Origin of the sequence: Brevibacterium sp. UMB1308A (assembly GCF_030230605.1) — a bacterium.
GTDB lineage: Bacteria > Actinomycetota > Actinomycetes > Actinomycetales > Brevibacteriaceae > Brevibacterium.
The window spans coordinates 15223-30503 of the sequence record NZ_JASPDO010000027.1 but is presented as its reverse complement, the minus strand read 5'-3'; the positions used below and the strand labels follow the sequence as shown (position 1 = coordinate 30503).

Genomic DNA, 15281 nt, shown 5'->3' with positions numbered 1-15281 from the left:
CATGCAATACCGAAACCAAACCCTTCAAGCCCTAACCGCCTAAAATAAAACCAGTCCAACTTTCAGGGGCAAGTCCAGAAGTACTGTGTTGGCTAAACACCCCTTTTGTTCGTTTTGTTCACGTTTTCGGCCCAGTTACCCAACACAGCAAGTCCCCAAACCCCCGCGTTGTGGTGGGTAAACGAGCAGAAACCGCCCGAGGTGGGACAGACTTAGGCGCGAAAATGTCACCTGAGTGCGCCACGTCAACGTGGCACACTCCGCACCCGTAGCGCGCGTTTACCCAACTCACGCCACCTTTGCGCCGTTTGAGCCTAGCCGTCGCTATAACTCACTGCTCCGGTTCAGAGGGAGCGCAGACGATCCTCATGCCGCGTCGTAGCGGCAGAATCTGGTGGCGTGATGCGATACCCCAAAGCTGCCAAAGCATCTACAGCAGCACCCGGTGCATCACGAACCGCCGCCTTTGTCTGTGTCAACCGCCATGCTGCTCGAGCTTCCGCCAACATACTTCGAGCGCCCGCCTCGTGGTCAATGTCGAATTCGTCAATTAACATTTCGAGAATGTCTTCTAAAGCCGGTCGGAACCTATGCCCACCAAGCGGGAAGTGCAAGTCCTGCAACGCTGGAATTCCGTCTTTACCGCCTCGTCGTTGGGGGCGCTGCGTGGTTCGGCCAACCTTGGTCATCACGTACGTCATAGCGTCGCGGTGCGCGTGGACATGTAGATGCGCCGAGGGCACATTGTTTGGAGCACGCAAGTATTCGTAGCGAAAAAGTGGCTGGGTACTGGCGCTCGTGAGCACCTTAATTGTCGAACTCTGAACCGCGAGGAACTGGTTCTCGCGATTCCACTCACAGTAGAACTCTGCTTTAAGCACCAGCAGCGGTTGACCATCAAACGTTAAGACAATGCCCTTATCTGGGCGCTGTCTTACCACAAGGCGATTATTGCTGTGGGTCGCTTCAAAACCATCGCAGCGCGGGGCGACTGTTCGGATCGTTCGTGTCAAGTTGTCAGCGAACTCCTGAGCCTGTCTTGCGAGGCCGTTAGGAAACTCAGCCTCGTCCAAGCAGGAACTCAAGGTCACGCAATTCGTCGTAAATCGCGGCATCGTCCGCGTCTAAGTCATAGTTCGCGCCACGCACCTTGAACTCTTCCAGGTCGCCAACTCGGCTTGCGAGCTCGTTATAACGCGCCTGTAGCTGCTCAGGAGACATGTACGTCACTGTACTTTCGCTCATGATCGCCCACTTTTCTTCTCGCAAAATGTCTGTGTCGATACATTTTATCAGCACGCTTTCCCCGCAGCAGTCGCTTGAACCTCCAGCAGACCCGACGAACCGCCAACACCCGTAGCGCGCGTTTACCCAACACAGCTCACGTCATTGTGTTGGGTAAACACCCCTTTTGTTCGTTTTGTTCACGTTTTCGAGCCAAAATCGGCACGTTACTCTACACAGCTCACGGAAAACCGCGGACTCGTGTAGACAAACGAACAGAACCAGCCCCTACAGCGAAGCACCCTCCCTCCCAGGGACGCATCCCGCTAGAGCAGAATCCAGGCTCGCCACCGGAAGATCGGCCAGCACCCCTATGTGAAGAACCTGCGTGGAGTCCCACAAGTACCTCTGGTTGTGTAGTTCGCGAAACGTTTGCGAAAACAAGCCCGTCACCCTCATCACAGTCCAAGGAATCTGGAACACGCCAGACGGCTCAGGCTTAGAAACCACTCGCGCAAACGCACGAGCCAACTCAACTTGTGATACCGGCCCAAGCGTCGGCGCATGAACGACAGACGGTAGGTCATGCGCGTTTTCAACCGCATACACCATTCCACGGACCAGATCGGGGATGTACGTGATACTCCGAGGTGCCCTCACGTCACCCATGCCAAGCGGGCGACTGCCCTTCATCACACGATCAAACACCAGCTGATGAAACACCGCCCCACCCAATGACGCAGTGGGACCAATAAGATCCGCGGCAACAACGGACACGGTCCGGCCACCGTACGCCTCGCGGTTGCGTAGCAGTTGAGCTCGCACTTCTCCTAGTGGCGACGCTGGCTCAACTGGCTCCCCTTCCTTCAGCTCCTGCGCTCCGGTCCCCCACGCATACACGGACTCGGGGAAAACCACTGGCACGTCACCAGCCCATTCGAGCAATTGTTTCTCGCGCGGAATCAGCACGTCCCGCCAGGCACGCGCACTATAAGGCGCGTGCATACAGTTAAACACCCCGTCGAACCCATCCGAACCCAACTCAGAGAGCGCATCTTGCACATCACCCTGGATAACCTCAACTCCCCTGCGCTGCGCCATACCTGACCGCTTCACGACCGTGACGCGATCCCCACGCTCAGTCAGTTGCCGAACAAGCTCCTGCCCAATCTGGCCGTACCCAACCACCAAATATTTCATTTCACCCTCCACAATTTAGCGAACACCGTTCGCATAATTAACCTACCCCACCCGCCGAAGTTTGTGAACACCGTTCACAAACAAATCCCCTCAACCTTTGCCACACTGTGTACATGACCACTCGAAAGCCTCACGCAGAGTCACGCGCCCAGATGCGCAAGGGCATCATCACGCACGGCACGCGTCTTCTTGAGAAGCATGGGCACGCAGGACTATCACTCCGCGAAGTCGCGCGATCCATGGGCGTCGCCCCATCTGCGCTGTACCGGCACGTGAAAAACCGCGACGAACTCCTCACGGTTCTCCTCGTCGAATCTTTCAACCGCGTAGCAGACCACGTCGAGAAAGCGACGCATACCGCCACGACACCCCATGCGCGCCTTCACGCACTCACCCACGCGCTACTCGAATGGGCGCAACGACACCCGCAACAGTGGGCCCTGATGTACGGCACGCCGGTCCCCAACTACGCCGCCCCCGCAGAGTCCACAAACGAACCCGGCACCCGGGTCCTCACCTTGTTCGTTCACACGGTCGCCCACTTCGACCTCGGGACGGAACCTGCCTCACCCGCACTTACAGAAGAACTCGCCCGAGGCGCCACAGACCTGGGCGCGGATATGTCGCCTGAGCGCGCCACGGGTGCGGTGCTAGCGTGGACGTCTCTCATTGGCCTGATTAACGCGGTTCAGTTCGGCCAGCTTGGCCCGGAACTGACCGAACTTGGCAGCGATCTGCTCGATTCGTGGCTACGGAATTTACTTGTCACCCAAACAAGCCGTACTCTCTGATGTGACACACTCCACTTTTGCCCCACATCTATTGAGACAAGGAGAACCATGAACGGTGCGCACAGCCTGACGCAAACCCTGCTCGCCAACGGTGTCGACACAGTGTTTGCCAACCCGGGTACCTCGGAAATGCACTTCGTTGCAGCGCTCGATGACACCCCGGAAATCAACTGCATCTTGGGCCTGTTCGAAGGCGTAGTTACGGGAGCCGCCGACGGTTACGCGCGCATGAAGGACACACCGGCCGCAACTCTCCTCCACCTGGGTCCTGGCCTGGCAAACGGACTGTCAAACCTGCACAACGCGATCCGCGCACAGTCCCCCATCGTCAACGTCATTGGTGACCACGCGATCTACCACCGCCAGTACGACGCCCCGCTCACCTCGGACGTCGAAGGTGCCGCACGCCCGTTCAGCCACTGGGTGCGCACCACCGCGAACGCCGACTCCGTCTCCCACGACACGGCCGCAGCGATCGCCGCGTCACTGACCAACCCTGGCCAGATCGCCTCGCTCATCCTGCCTGCCGACTCCGCGTGGAACCCGGTGGAGAACCAGCAGGAACCAGAAAAGGCATTCGTGCCCGCCGCCGGCATCCCTGCAGACAACATCATCGAAGGCGCAGCAGCTGCCCTCAAGAAAGCCAAGAACCCGGCAATCCTGTTGGGCAAAAACGCCCTGCGCGAAGTCCCACTCCGCAGCGCGGGCCTGATCGCAGAAGCGACCGGCGCTGACCTGCTGTGCCCCAACATGGTCGCTCGCGTTACCCAGGGTGCTGGTCGCGTGCCAGTCAAGCGCGTACCGTACGCCACCCCTGCAGCCGTTGACTTCCTTAAGGACTACGACCTGCTGGTCCTGGTTGGCTCGAAGGCCCCAGTCGGGTTCTTCGCCTACCCCAACCGCCCCAGCGCGCTCACTCCCCCAGCCATGCACGTGGTGAAGCTCGCCCAGCCACGCCACGACCTCACGGCTTCACTTGAGGCCCTGGTCACAGCGGTAGGCGCAGACAGTGCGAAAGAGGCGGCGACCTCGGCGCTGGACCTGCCCGGCCTGCCCACCGGCTCCATCACCAAAGAAAAGCTGGGCGACCTGCTGGCCAACATGATTCCCGAAAACGGCATCGTGGTCGACGAAAGCATCACCACCGGCTTCACGTTCTTCTCCACTGCAGCCACCGCCCAACCGCACGACTACATGCTGGGAACCGGCGGGTCTATTGGCTACGCGCTCCCCACGGCAGCCGGCGCGGCGGTGGCCTGCCCGGACCGCAAGGTGATCTGCCTGGAGTCCGACGGCTCCGGCATGTACATGCCACAGTCGCTGTGGACCTATGCGCGCGAGGGACTGGACATTGTGGTGGTGATCTTCTCGAACCGCAAGTACCAGATCCTGCGCGACGAAATGCGCAATGTGGGCGCTGACTTTGGTGGCCCGCGCGCCGAAGCCCTCATGGACCTCACCAACCCCACGATCGACTGGGTGTCACTGGCCAAGTCGATGGGTGTGGACGGTCAGGCCGCGGACAACATGGACGACCTCGCCACCGCCTTCCGCGCCGGTCTTGACGCGCAAGGCCCGTACCTCATCGAAGTCGTGATGTAACGCAAGGTCGCCGTCGCCGAGGTGTCACCGCCTCCGCCGGCGCCCGGCACCTCGGCGCGCCTGGCCCGCCCCTCCCGGGCCCCGCAAAAACAACTGTGGCCCTCAGCTCAATGCTGAGGGCCACAAGCGTTTTAAGGGCAAACGCTACCGTTAGCGCTACTGCTTAGCGTGCAGCGGTGCCTTCGGTGTAGTCGTCGTCGGAGTCCTTGAGCCATGCGAACATCTTGCGCAGTTCGCGACCGGTTGCCTCGATTGGGTGCTGTTCTTCCTTAGCACGCAGTTCGTTGAATTCCTTGGCGCCGTTCTTCTGGTCGTCCATGAAGCGCTTGGCGAAGGAACCGTTCTGAATGTCGTCCAGAACAGCCTTCATGGAAGCCTTCACTTCTGGGGTGATGACACGTGGACCGGACACGTAGTCACCGTATTCTGCGGTGTCGGAGCAGGACCAGCGCTGCTTAGCGATTCCACCTTCAACCATGAGGTCAACGATGAGCTTGAGCTCGTGCAGAACCTCGAAGTACGCGATCTCGGGCTGGTAGCCAGCTTCGGTCAGGGTTTCAAAACCGGCCTGAACCAGGTGCGAAACACCACCGCACAGCACGGCCTGTTCACCGAACAGGTCGGTTTCGGTTTCTTCCGTGAACGTGGTCTTGATTCCACCTGCGCGCAGACCACCAATGGCCTTGGCGTAGGACAGAACGGTGTCCCATGCGCTTCCGGTTTCGTCCTTTTCAACAGCGACAAGCACGGGGACACCTCGGCCGTCAACAAATTCGCGGCGCACAATGTGGCCGGGGCCCTTAGGCGCAACCATGATGACGTCCACGCCTTCAGGAGCCTGGATGTAGCCAAAGCGAATGTTGAAACCGTGGCTGAACACCAGGGTCTTGCCAGCGGAAAGCTTGTCCTTGATTTCGTTTTCGTAGATGTCGGCCTGAACCTGGTCGGGAGCAAGGATGACGACGACGTCAGCCCAGTCTGCAACCTCTCCTGGGGTTCCCACTTCGAAGCCCTGTGCGGCAGCCTTGTCGCGGCTCTTTGAACCTTCAGCAAGACCAATACGAACGTCAACGCCTGAGTCACGAAGGCTCAGTGCGTGTGCGTGGCCCTGGCTTCCGAATCCAACTACGGCAACTTTCTTACCCTGGATAACTGACAGATCTGCATTGTCGTCGTAATAACGCTCTACCATTGCTTCTCCTTGTTTTGGTGCGTGTGTTTTTGAGTATATGAGTTTGGTTTAGTTCCGCAGGGCCTTGTCCGAAATGGACTTGCCTCCACGTCCGATTGCCACGGTTCCTGATTGCACGATTTCTCTGATTCCAAACGGTTCGAGCACCCGTCGCAACGCGTCAAGCTTGGACTGTTCGCCCGTTGCTTCAACGCACACTGCGTCAGCTGACACATCGATGATGTGGGCGCGGAACAGTTCGCATGTGCTGGCGATGTGTGCTCGCGCTTGTGGATCAGCTTTGACCTTGAAGATCACGTGGGCGCGCCTGACGGATTGCTCAGGCTCCAGCTCCACGATCTTGATGACGTTGATCAGCTTGTTGAGCTGTTTCGTCACTTGTTCAAGGGGCGTATCGCGGACGTCAACCACGACCGTGATACGGGAAATCTCTTCAATTTCTGTTGTTCCCACTGCGAGGGAATCAATGTTGAAACCGCGACGGGCTAGCAACCCGGTGAAGCGGGTAAGCGCGCCGGGTTTGTTTTCAATCAGAACCGAAAGGGTATGGCGGCTCACTGTCACAACTCCTCCATGGGGTCGTCAAAGTCTGGTTGCATGTCGCGGGCGTACTGGATCTGGTCGTTGCTCACACCGGCAGGGACCATGGGCCACACCATGGCATCAGCTGGAACGGTGAAGTCAATCACCACGGGACGGTCGTTGGTTTCAAGCGCAGTCGCAATGGCTGCGTCTACGTCTTCGTTGCGGTCAACGCGTAGCCCCAAGCATCCGTAGGCTTCGCTGAGTTTCACAAAGTCAGGGATGCGTACGGATTCATGACCGGTATTGAGGTCTGAGTGGGAATACCTGCCGTCGTAGAACAGGGTCTGCCACTGACGCACCATCCCCAAGGACGAGTTGTTAATCACTGCGACCTTAATAGGGATGTTGTTGAGCGCACAGGTGGCAAGTTCCTGGTTGGTCATCTGGAAGCACCCGTCACCGTCGATTGCCCACACGGTGCGTTCGGGTTGCCCCACTTTCGCACCCATAGCGGCAGGGACGGAGTACCCCATGGTTCCCAGGCCACCGGAGTTGAGCCACGAGTTTGGCCGGTCGAAGGTGACGAACTGGCTGGCCCACATCTGGTGCTGTCCAACACCTGCGACGTAGGTTCCTTCCGGCCCGGTCAGGGCCGAAATCCTTTCAATCACGTACTGCGGGTCGCACAGTCCTTGATCGTTGGGCTCAAATCCAAGTGGGTACGTGGTCTTCCACGTGTTCAGCTGAGACCACCACGCACCTCGGTCGTTGTCCAAAGCCGCCGACTTCGAGGCGGTGAGTTCGGCCGTCAACTGGGCGAGCACCTCGGCGGCGTCCCCCACGATGGGCACGTCCACCGCGCGGTTCTTCCCAATTTCAGCCGGGTCAATGTCGATGTGGATGACCTTTGCGTTAGGGGCGAAGGATTCCAAGTTGCCGGTGACGCGGTCGTCGAACCGGGCGCCCACGGCGATCAGCAGGTCTGACTTTTGGAATGCCGTCACCGCGCTCACGGAGCCGTGCATACCGGGCATTCCCACGTGCAGCGGGTGGGAGTCGGGGAATGCGCCGCGTGCCATCAAGGTGGTAGCGACGGGGATCCGGGTGGCTTCGGCCAGTTCCTTCAGCTGTGGGCTGGCTTCGGCGCGGATCACTCCCCCGCCCACGTAGAACACCGGCCGGGTGGACTGTTCGATCAGTTTGACCGCTTCTTTGATCTGCTTGGCGTGTGGCCGGGTGGTGGGCCGGTAGCCGGGCAGGTTGGGGGCGTCGGGCCACACGAATTCGGCGACGGCGTTCTGCGCGTCTTTCGTGATGTCCACCAGAACCGGGCCGGGGCGTCCGGTTGATGCGATGTGGTAGGCCGACTGGATTGCGTGCGGGATGTCTTCAGCACGGGTGACCAGGAAGCTGTGTTTGGTGATGGGCATGGTCATGCCCACGATGTCGGCTTCCTGGAACGCGTCGGTTCCCAGCAGGGCTGAGGACTGCTGCCCCGTGATCGCCAGGATTGGCACGGAGTCCATGTGTGCGTCGGCTAACGCGGTGACCAGGTTGGTTGCCCCCGGCCCCGAGGTCGCCATGCACACGCCCACACGTCCCGTCGCCGAGGCGTAACCTTCCGCGGCGTGCCCGGCACCTTGCTCGTGGCGCACCAGGACGTGGTTGATGGTTTTGGAGTCCAGCAGTGGGTCGTAGGTGGGAAGGATCGTGCCTCCGGGGAGGCCGAATACCGTGTCGACACCAAGGAGCTCGAGGCTGCGAATGACGGCTTGTGCGCCCGTGAGATTCTCTGGCGAGGTTCGTTTTGGTACCGGGTGGGCCCTGGTGGCCGAGGCCGGTGCCGGTTGCGTTGTGGCCAAGGTTGCTCCTTAGTGTGGGTGGTCTTCTGACCAATAAAAACGCCCCTTACCGTTATCCGGAAGGGGCGCGCGGGTTCGTCCTTGTTAGAACGCTTGGAGTAACTCCGCGCGCTTGCTAATAAGGACGACAATGTTGTTCATGTCACTTAGTGTATGGGGCACCCACCGTGCGGTGTCAAACATTGACACGAGGTGATCAAAGTGTGAGATGTGAGAAAGTGGGAGGCGTGGATTGTTCGTATTTTGACGCCGGCCTGTGCCGCTCCTGCACGCTTCTCCCCGTTCCTATGAGCACGCGTGTGGAGTCGCAACAGGCCGAGGTCGCTGAACTGTTGGCACCGTTTTGGGCAACAGGGGAAACGGGGACACCGGAACAAACCTGGCTACCCCCGGTCATGGGCCCGGAGTCCGGCTTCCGCATCAAGGTCAAGATGGTGGTCGCGGGAACCACCGAGCACCCCACATTGGGCATCTTGGACGACGACGGGGCGGGAATCGACCTCACCGACTGCCCCTTGTACCCCGAGTCGATCCACACCGTGATTCGCACACTCCCCTGGCTCATTAAGCGCGCGCAGATCCCGCCGTATAACGTGCGCAAACGCAAGGGCCAGCTCAAGCACGTGATCGTCACGGCTGGTGATGACAACCGGGTGATGGTGCGGTTCGTGTTGGCGTCGCAGTCTGCCCTGCCGCGCATTCAGGAGCACTTGCCCGCGTTTATGGATGCCTGTGAAGGGGTCGAGGTGTTTTCGGTGAGCGCGAACATCAACCCTGTTCACACGGCGATCATTGAGGGTGACGAAGAGATCGCGTTACACGGCCCGCAGTGGCTGCCGGTGACACAGGGGCGGGTGCAGTTGAAGGTACGACCGCAGTCATTTGTGCAGACAAATACTGTGGTGGCGTCTGGCTTGTATGAGCAGGTGCGTGAGTGGGTGTCCAATGCCGAGGTGCCCGCCACCTCCCACGGCCGTCACCTCAAGGTGTGGGACCTGTTTTGTGGGGTGGGAGGTTTTGCTTTGCACGTCGCCGGGCCGGGTCGACAGGTCACGGGTGTCGAGGTGGCCCCCGCCGCGGTCGAGTCCGCGAGGGAGGTGGCAGGCGAGAACGACCTCGGGCTGAACTTCATCTGCGCCGATGCCGCCCAGTGGTCCCACCAACAGACACAGGTGCCCGACGTGTTGATTGTGAACCCACCTCGGCGCGGGATGGGCGAGGACATGGCCGGGTGGGTCGAGCAGTCCGGAATTCCGCACGTGATCTATTCGAGTTGCAACCCGCGCACCTTGGCGGCGGATCTCGCGAAAATGCCCGAGTACAGGATTGAGCAGGCGCGGTTTTTGGATATGTTTCCGCATACGTCCCACGCCGAGGTGGTTGCATTGATGAGACGCACCTAACCAGGCATGTTCAGCGAGTCTCCGGTAGGTCCTATGTCAGGAATTCCTACGAAGCCTACCGAACAAGGCTGACTAGAGAACTCCACCGCCAACACAAACAGGCAAAGAATCTTTGAAAGGCACGCAATCAAGAACTTCATGAATCGTAAACTAATTAATCGTATCGAGACTTTGGATACATTAGCAGGCCGTGCGGACGGCATAGATTGAGCGACGGGCATAGGAATACATATGATTAAAGTGAGATTTGCAACAAAAGAAGACGCTAAGCACATTTCTGACATATGCTCCAAAGCTTGGAAGGTCACCTATGCCGACATTTATTCAAAAGAATATATCGATAAAGTAATCGCAGAATTTTACAACGTTGAACGAATCACCAAAGAATCAAGTGAATCTTCACCGCACTGGCACGGCTACATGGTTGCACATGCAAACCAAAAAATTCTCGGGTGCATTGGTGGCGCTATAGACGGTGAAGTAGGGTTTATCTACGTGCTATACGTTGATCCAGAGCATAAGGGACAGGGCGTTGGTAGCGCACTACTAAATTTCCTAACTGATTACCAAAAAGACAACTATGGCATTACCCAACAAGAGGTATTTGTCACAACAGGAAATATGATGGGGATACCCTTTTATGAAAAGAAGGGATTTGAGATTGTGGAAGTAGTTCCAAATTGGATTGATGAAGGTGAGGGAACGCAAAATAAATATCGACGGCTAGTCTAGACTAACAGCATTTGGTTACTTCTCTGATCCAGTTGAGGAATTTAGCAAGAAGACAGTTGGTGACTTTAGATGCAGTTGTCGACAGAGAAGCAAAACAGTTGTATTAATGTGTTCCTTCTAAATTCACGGATGGACTACTTTTCCACAGTGCCAGCGCAAGGCATGCCGAGGTGGTTGTCAGGTTGACGCGTCAGGCTGGTGGGAGCACTGACGCCGAATAGATAAGCGCGAGGAGAGGGATGTCGGAAAAAGACAAGATGCTCGCTGGTGAAATGTATGACTCGTCCGATCCGGAGCTGACGGCGCTTCGGGTTAAGGCTCGTAAATTGGCCAGGAAATATAACTTGACCGATGAAGACGAGCCTGAGGCGCAGCGCGAAATTCTCGCAGAACTGCTGCCCTCCACTTCCGTGATTCCAGCCCTGCAAGCGCCGATCTACTTTGACTACGGGTGCAACACGGTGTTTGGCGAGCAGTGCGAAGTGAACTTCAACTTCACGTGTCTTGATGTGTGCCCGGTCAGCATCGGCGATAACGCGTTCATTGGCCCTAACGTCACGATCGCAACGCCCATGCACCCGCTTGTGCCCAGCGAGCGCAATGCCCGGATGCGTGCGGATGGTTCTTCCTACACGCTGGAGTACGCCAAGCCGGTCACCATTGAGCGTGACTGTTGGATTGCAACCAACGTCGTTATTTGCGGTGGTGTGACCATAGGTGAAGGTTGTGTGATTGGTGCGGGAAGTGTCGTCACTCGAGACATTCCTGCGTATAGTTTTGCGGCGGGAAACCCGTGTAGGGTCGTTCGCGCTATTCCCGTTCACGGGAATACGGGCCCGGAATAGCGGGCGAGTGAACGGACTAGAATAGGAGTGAGCGTACAAGGCGAGGGGACGATATGCGACTAAAGAAAATTCGGGCGCGTCTAGAAGAGTCACAAACCAACGGAACCCTTGTACAAATCACCCGTGAAGGCGTTGAAATGTGGCCGCTGGTTGGAGTGGTGGCAGGTTTCGACAAGTGGGTGCTCGTTGCGACTGTGAACCGGCAGTTGCAGGCGCAGGGGTTCGACGCTGTGCGTCTGCGCGACATTACGCGAGTGGATCCGCCGTTGACGGAACCGCTGATTCAGCGGGTTGCTGAGAAAACGGGTAAGGAACTAGTGCGCCAGCCGGCTCGCAAGTTAGAGCTGGGGTCGACGAAGGCGCTGGCGCGTACGGTGATCGACGCGAAAGCCTTTGTGGGTCTGTTTACGTATTCGCACGGCACTGGGCACGAAATCGATGCGTACAGTGGGCGGATTGGCGAGATTCGTAATCGGATTGTGGCGTTTGACCGCATTTCGGCTAACGGTTCGTGGGACCCAAGCCCGTTGTCGCTCCCCATGGCCGAGATCGCACGGTTCGGGTTCGACTCTGTGAGGCAGCGGACCTTCCAGTTGTTCGGTAAGGACTACCCAGGCGGCCCGCACCAGCCCATGGACACCAGTGCAACATTTCCGCAGTACGACGACGTCCAGCCTGAGGACAAAAAAGACGACTTCCTCGGTTCGCTGCTGCGGTAGGAGGGGCGGCGACGTCACCGGGCCCGGCGCAACGCACACACAAAAAGGCGCAGGGAGTACCCGCGCTTTTTCGCTACCAGAAACCTAGATCAGCACGTCACCGCGTCGGTGGATGCCGATAACTGGGGGTCGCTTTGGGACAACCCATTGGAAAATTCGACGTAGCTTCGTATAGATGTTCACTGTGCGGTCAGTGAAAACGTCGATGGATTTACGTATAACGCGCGTCGAACTTCATAGTGAACACAAGGAGTTCTTCATCAACGATTGCTTAATCGGTGAAGTTAGGAACTAGTTCTACGACAATCACCTAAACAGGTTTAAGACCAAATGCGACGTCAGGAACCGGACACTCAACAAGTCATGAGACAGACACGGTCAGGGTGCCACACTCCAACATTTAGTTTCAACTCAAAGTTGGTCAAAACTCATTGCCAGTGACTTAATCTACTACTAAACTCGAACTAGGTCGGCAGAGAGGCTGACCACACTAATACCGGATGAGGTAGAGATGAAAACAGCAGTACGAATCCTTTTAACGACTACCTTTGCACTACTAATGATCACCGGAAGTTCACTTACAACTACTGCACAGGCCCACGCAGCTGCTTCTTGTAGTATTGGCGATTTTTGCGTTTACGAGCACCCTGAATTTAAAGGCAAGTGGTTTGGCACTCAACGGGCGCGGTTTGCGTGGAACTGCATAGCTCATGATTCCTTTTGCGGAACGAAACGCAAACTGAATGATCGCGACTCGTCATGGAGAAATGCCTGGGAGCATCGGTCTGTTCGCGTGTACGAGCACCCTCACTACAAGGGCAAGAGCTTCTGCATTCCAGCTAACCGGGCTCTCGCCAAATACAAGCACAACGCCGCCGCATTCCAAGACCGAGGTTCGGCCCACAAGAATACGTCCGGCACCATGAAGTGCTAACAGTATTGATTCAGGTGGGTAGTTGACGCGGTCGTCAGCTACCCACCTACTAGTGAGGTTACCCAATGAAGAAACTTGTCTCATTCCTGTTAGTTGCTTGTGTCTCAGCGCTCTTTGTCACCGGTTGCGGGTCAGAGAGCGAAGACAATGGTTTCGCCGTCCCTGATCAACCACGCAAGGAAATCCGTGCAGAGATCCGTGGACTCTTTAAAGATTCGATGGCTCTGCACAACTACAACCAGCGGTTTATTCAAAAGTGCATGAACCAAGCACACTTTCAATACGAACCAGAGCTTTCAACAGATGCGAAGTCGTTTTCGTCCGTGCTCGATGAAACCGATGTCATTTCGAAAGATGAGGTGAAGGAGAACCGGGGTTACCCGACCGAACCAACCGAGGAAAACGCCCCTCACGACAACGCCGGGTACACCAAGACACCTCAGAGCCAGCGTGAGGACTGGGACAAAGCTTTTCGGGGCGAGCCAAAAGAAGACTCTGAGCTGGCTGAAGAGGCCGCTGACGCCGAAGAGAACGAGCTATTACGAAGCACCAACGGCGGTTGTTCTAACAAAGCCGATGAAGAACAGTTTGGTTCACTCGAAAAGGCCGACCAAGCCGACTTTATTAGCTCACAACTTATTCTGGACGCGTTTAACGGTGCATTAGACGATCAGGAAATGCAGGATCTGCACAGTTCGTGGGCAACTTGCATGAAAAAGGCGGGTTTCGGAAAGGACAGTCACGGCGAAGAAGTCACCACGCCTGATATTGCGCAGGTGTGGGCTGCCTCAGATCCGGGCAAGTCCTACAACATCGCTAAGGCAGACGCGACCTGCCAGGAGTCGTTGGATTACGGAACAAAGCGGACGTTTATTGAGGACCGCTATCTCACTGGTATCGCCGACTTCTATGAATCGCAGATCCACGGGGCGCTGGAGATTCGCCGCGAAGCACTCGATCGGTCCAAAAAAGAGTTCGGATAACCCATATGGCTCAGTCTCGCCTGTTCTCCAGGTGGTCACGCAAGCAAGTCATCGTCTGCGCAGTTATTGTCCTGCTCATAGCCGCAAACGTCATTGCATGGTTGTGGCTCGGCAAAGCGCGCACCGAAGTGCAAAAGGCCGCACAAGCCAGCGATGTGTCGCCCTCGACCATCACGGTACCCGTGGAAAAGGGAACCGTAAGTCGCACGGTGAGTGCGGACTGTTCAACCACGAAAGAGTTCACAAACACACCACGGTTTGTCACCTCGGGCGAAGATGAGGCAATCGTCACCTCGGTGCCGTTTAAGGCAGGTGACCGTGTTGAGGCAGGGACGGTAGTCGCTGAGGTGTCCTCCCGACCCATCGTTGTGGCCCAAGGGGACCTGCCAGCGTTTCGCACACTCAAGGTTGGTTCGCGAGGCGCCGATGTAGACCAGCTCCACGCGTTTCTAAAGGATCAGGGTATGTACCACGGCGATCTACACGCCAAGTATTCCGTGGAAACAGGCGACGCGGTGAAAAAGCTGTACGAACAAGCTGGTTACGACCCGGCATATTCGGACCCAGAAGCCGTCAAACAGCTTTCGCAACTTGAAAAGACAATTTCTCGCGCAAAACGTGGAACCTTGGATGACGATGAAGAAGTCCCCACACAAGACGAATACGACGAGGCACGCGAAAAAGCAACGCCCGAGGTCCCTGCCGGGGAAATCTTGTATCTCAAGCGCACACCCGCGACCCTCGCCACAATGAACCTTTCGGTGGGACAAAGTCCACAAGAAGGCCAACTTGTAACAAGCTCTGGTAAAGACGTTTTGTCGTGCACCATCAATGCAACCGAACTGCCTGATGTCTCACAAGGGCAAAGAGTTTTTCTCGACAGTAGTGGCACAAGCGAAGAGCTTAAAGTCAAGCGTGTTGATGTAACAGCTGAACAGAAAACCGATGAGAACTCTGAAAATGAGGAGCCACAACCCGAAAAGCCTGATTCTGCGCATGTCATTGTGGAGACACCCGCCAAGTTTTCACCATACACCGGCCCAGCACGTATCGAAGTCGAAGAGGGACCAAGAGACACGCTCACAGTACCGAGCACTGCTGTTCGAACCGACCAAAACGGTTCAACCTATGTGAACGTTCAAACGCCTGGGCAAAAGGCTCACCGCATTTCCGTCACCGTCGTTTTTGAAGCAGACGGAGTGGCAGCAGTCGAGGCAACGGATCTCCACGAAGGCGATCCAGTTGAAATCACGCAGTAGGAATACCCAC

The 15281-nt window shown here is 57.0% G+C and carries 15 protein-coding genes; 9 read left to right on the top strand and 6 right to left on the bottom strand.

What is annotated here, in order from left to right; all coding sequences use genetic code 11:
- Window positions 1-344 precede the first annotated feature (344 nt).
- The 3 genes from QP868_RS10450 to QP868_RS10440 all read right to left on the bottom strand — a co-directional run bounded on the left by QP868_RS10450 (window position 345) and on the right by QP868_RS10440 (window position 2424).
- The gene (locus QP868_RS10450) at window positions 345-941 is read right to left on the bottom strand and encodes a hypothetical protein (protein ID WP_284926505.1); all 597 of its coding nucleotides are present in this window, start codon (window positions 939-941) and stop codon (window positions 345-347) included.
- Window positions 942-1059: 118 nt separating this feature from the next.
- Complete coding sequence (locus QP868_RS10445) at window positions 1060-1245, bottom strand: hypothetical protein (protein WP_146004639.1); 186 nt, start codon at window positions 1243-1245, stop codon at window positions 1060-1062.
- A 267-nt stretch (window positions 1246-1512) separates the two neighbouring features.
- Window positions 1513-2424, bottom strand: coding sequence for an NAD-dependent epimerase/dehydratase family protein (locus QP868_RS10440; RefSeq protein WP_284926503.1), 912 nt, complete (start codon window positions 2422-2424; stop codon window positions 1513-1515).
- A 113-nt stretch (window positions 2425-2537) separates the two neighbouring features.
- Here QP868_RS10440 and QP868_RS10435 point away from each other — a divergent pair, with 113 nt between their 5' ends.
- Window positions 2538-3215: a TetR/AcrR family transcriptional regulator gene (locus tag QP868_RS10435; RefSeq protein ID WP_284926502.1), complete on the top strand. Its 678-nt coding sequence runs from the start codon at window positions 2538-2540 to the stop codon at window positions 3213-3215.
- Window positions 3216-3263: 48 nt separating this feature from the next.
- Complete coding sequence (locus QP868_RS10430; protein ID WP_284926501.1) at window positions 3264-4817, top strand: acetolactate synthase large subunit; 1554 nt, start codon at window positions 3264-3266, stop codon at window positions 4815-4817.
- A gap of 163 nt (window positions 4818-4980) precedes the next feature.
- Here the strand turns inward: QP868_RS10430 and ilvC are convergent, their stop codons facing one another.
- Genes ilvC through QP868_RS10415 form a run of 3 tightly spaced genes read right to left on the bottom strand, consistent with a single transcriptional unit; the run spans window position 4981 to window position 8396 of the window.
- Window positions 4981-6009: a ketol-acid reductoisomerase gene (ilvC, locus tag QP868_RS10425; protein ID WP_005881642.1), complete on the bottom strand. Its 1029-nt coding sequence runs from the start codon at window positions 6007-6009 to the stop codon at window positions 4981-4983.
- 48 nt (window positions 6010-6057) lie between these two features.
- Entirely contained in the window at window positions 6058-6567 is a 510-nt protein-coding gene (gene ilvN, locus QP868_RS10420) for an acetolactate synthase small subunit (RefSeq protein WP_284926500.1), read from the bottom strand.
- Window positions 6568-6569: 2 nt separating this feature from the next.
- A complete protein-coding gene (locus tag QP868_RS10415; protein ID WP_284926499.1) occupies window positions 6570-8396 on the bottom strand; it encodes an acetolactate synthase large subunit in 1827 nt (608 codons plus the stop codon).
- A 227-nt stretch (window positions 8397-8623) separates the two neighbouring features.
- Between QP868_RS10415 and QP868_RS10410 the strand changes: the two genes are divergently transcribed.
- The 7 genes from QP868_RS10410 to QP868_RS10380 all read left to right on the top strand — a co-directional run bounded on the left by QP868_RS10410 (window position 8624) and on the right by QP868_RS10380 (window position 15271).
- A complete protein-coding gene (locus QP868_RS10410) occupies window positions 8624-9799 on the top strand; it encodes a methyltransferase domain-containing protein (protein ID WP_284926498.1) in 1176 nt (391 codons plus the stop codon).
- Between the two features lie 231 nt (window positions 9800-10030).
- A complete protein-coding gene (locus QP868_RS10405) occupies window positions 10031-10531 on the top strand; it encodes a GNAT family N-acetyltransferase (RefSeq protein ID WP_284926497.1) in 501 nt (166 codons plus the stop codon).
- Window positions 10532-10770: 239 nt separating this feature from the next.
- A complete protein-coding gene (locus tag QP868_RS10400; protein WP_284926496.1) occupies window positions 10771-11376 on the top strand; it encodes a sugar O-acetyltransferase in 606 nt (201 codons plus the stop codon).
- 53 nt (window positions 11377-11429) lie between these two features.
- Window positions 11430-12095, top strand: a complete 666-nt coding sequence (locus QP868_RS10395; protein ID WP_284926495.1) for a hypothetical protein — start codon at window positions 11430-11432, stop codon at window positions 12093-12095.
- A 511-nt stretch (window positions 12096-12606) separates the two neighbouring features.
- Window positions 12607-13029, top strand: coding sequence for a peptidase inhibitor family I36 protein (locus tag QP868_RS10390; protein WP_350309995.1), 423 nt, complete (start codon window positions 12607-12609; stop codon window positions 13027-13029).
- A gap of 65 nt (window positions 13030-13094) precedes the next feature.
- Window positions 13095-14012: a hypothetical protein gene (locus tag QP868_RS10385; RefSeq protein WP_284926494.1), complete on the top strand. Its 918-nt coding sequence runs from the start codon at window positions 13095-13097 to the stop codon at window positions 14010-14012.
- Between the two features lie 5 nt (window positions 14013-14017).
- A complete protein-coding gene (locus QP868_RS10380) occupies window positions 14018-15271 on the top strand; it encodes an efflux RND transporter periplasmic adaptor subunit (protein ID WP_284926493.1) in 1254 nt (417 codons plus the stop codon).
- Window positions 15272-15281 lie beyond the last annotated feature (10 nt).

What these genes read in the sequence shown, in the direction of transcription:
- QP868_RS10390 (WP_350309995.1), top strand. Translation starts at nt 12,607, where the DNA reads ATGAAAACAGCAGTACGAATCCTTTTAACGACTACCTTTGCACTACTA.
- QP868_RS10435 (WP_284926502.1), top strand. Translation starts at nt 2,538, where the DNA reads ATGACCACTCGAAAGCCTCACGCAGAGTCACGCGCCCAGATGCGCAAG.
- QP868_RS10440 (WP_284926503.1), bottom strand. Translation starts at nt 2,424, where the DNA reads ATGAAATATTTGGTGGTTGGGTACGGCCAGATTGGGCAGGAGCTTGTT.
- QP868_RS10400 (WP_284926496.1), top strand. Translation starts at nt 10,771, where the DNA reads ATGTCGGAAAAAGACAAGATGCTCGCTGGTGAAATGTATGACTCGTCC.
- QP868_RS10445 (WP_146004639.1), bottom strand. Translation starts at nt 1,245, where the DNA reads ATGAGCGAAAGTACAGTGACGTACATGTCTCCTGAGCAGCTACAGGCG.
- QP868_RS10430 (WP_284926501.1), top strand. Translation starts at nt 3,264, where the DNA reads ATGAACGGTGCGCACAGCCTGACGCAAACCCTGCTCGCCAACGGTGTC.
- QP868_RS10395 (WP_284926495.1), top strand. Translation starts at nt 11,430, where the DNA reads ATGCGACTAAAGAAAATTCGGGCGCGTCTAGAAGAGTCACAAACCAAC.
- QP868_RS10405 (WP_284926497.1), top strand. Translation starts at nt 10,031, where the DNA reads ATGATTAAAGTGAGATTTGCAACAAAAGAAGACGCTAAGCACATTTCT.
- QP868_RS10380 (WP_284926493.1), top strand. Translation starts at nt 14,018, where the DNA reads ATGGCTCAGTCTCGCCTGTTCTCCAGGTGGTCACGCAAGCAAGTCATC.
- ilvC (WP_005881642.1), bottom strand. Translation starts at nt 6,009, where the DNA reads ATGGTAGAGCGTTATTACGACGACAATGCAGATCTGTCAGTTATCCAG.
- QP868_RS10385 (WP_284926494.1), top strand. Translation starts at nt 13,095, where the DNA reads ATGAAGAAACTTGTCTCATTCCTGTTAGTTGCTTGTGTCTCAGCGCTC.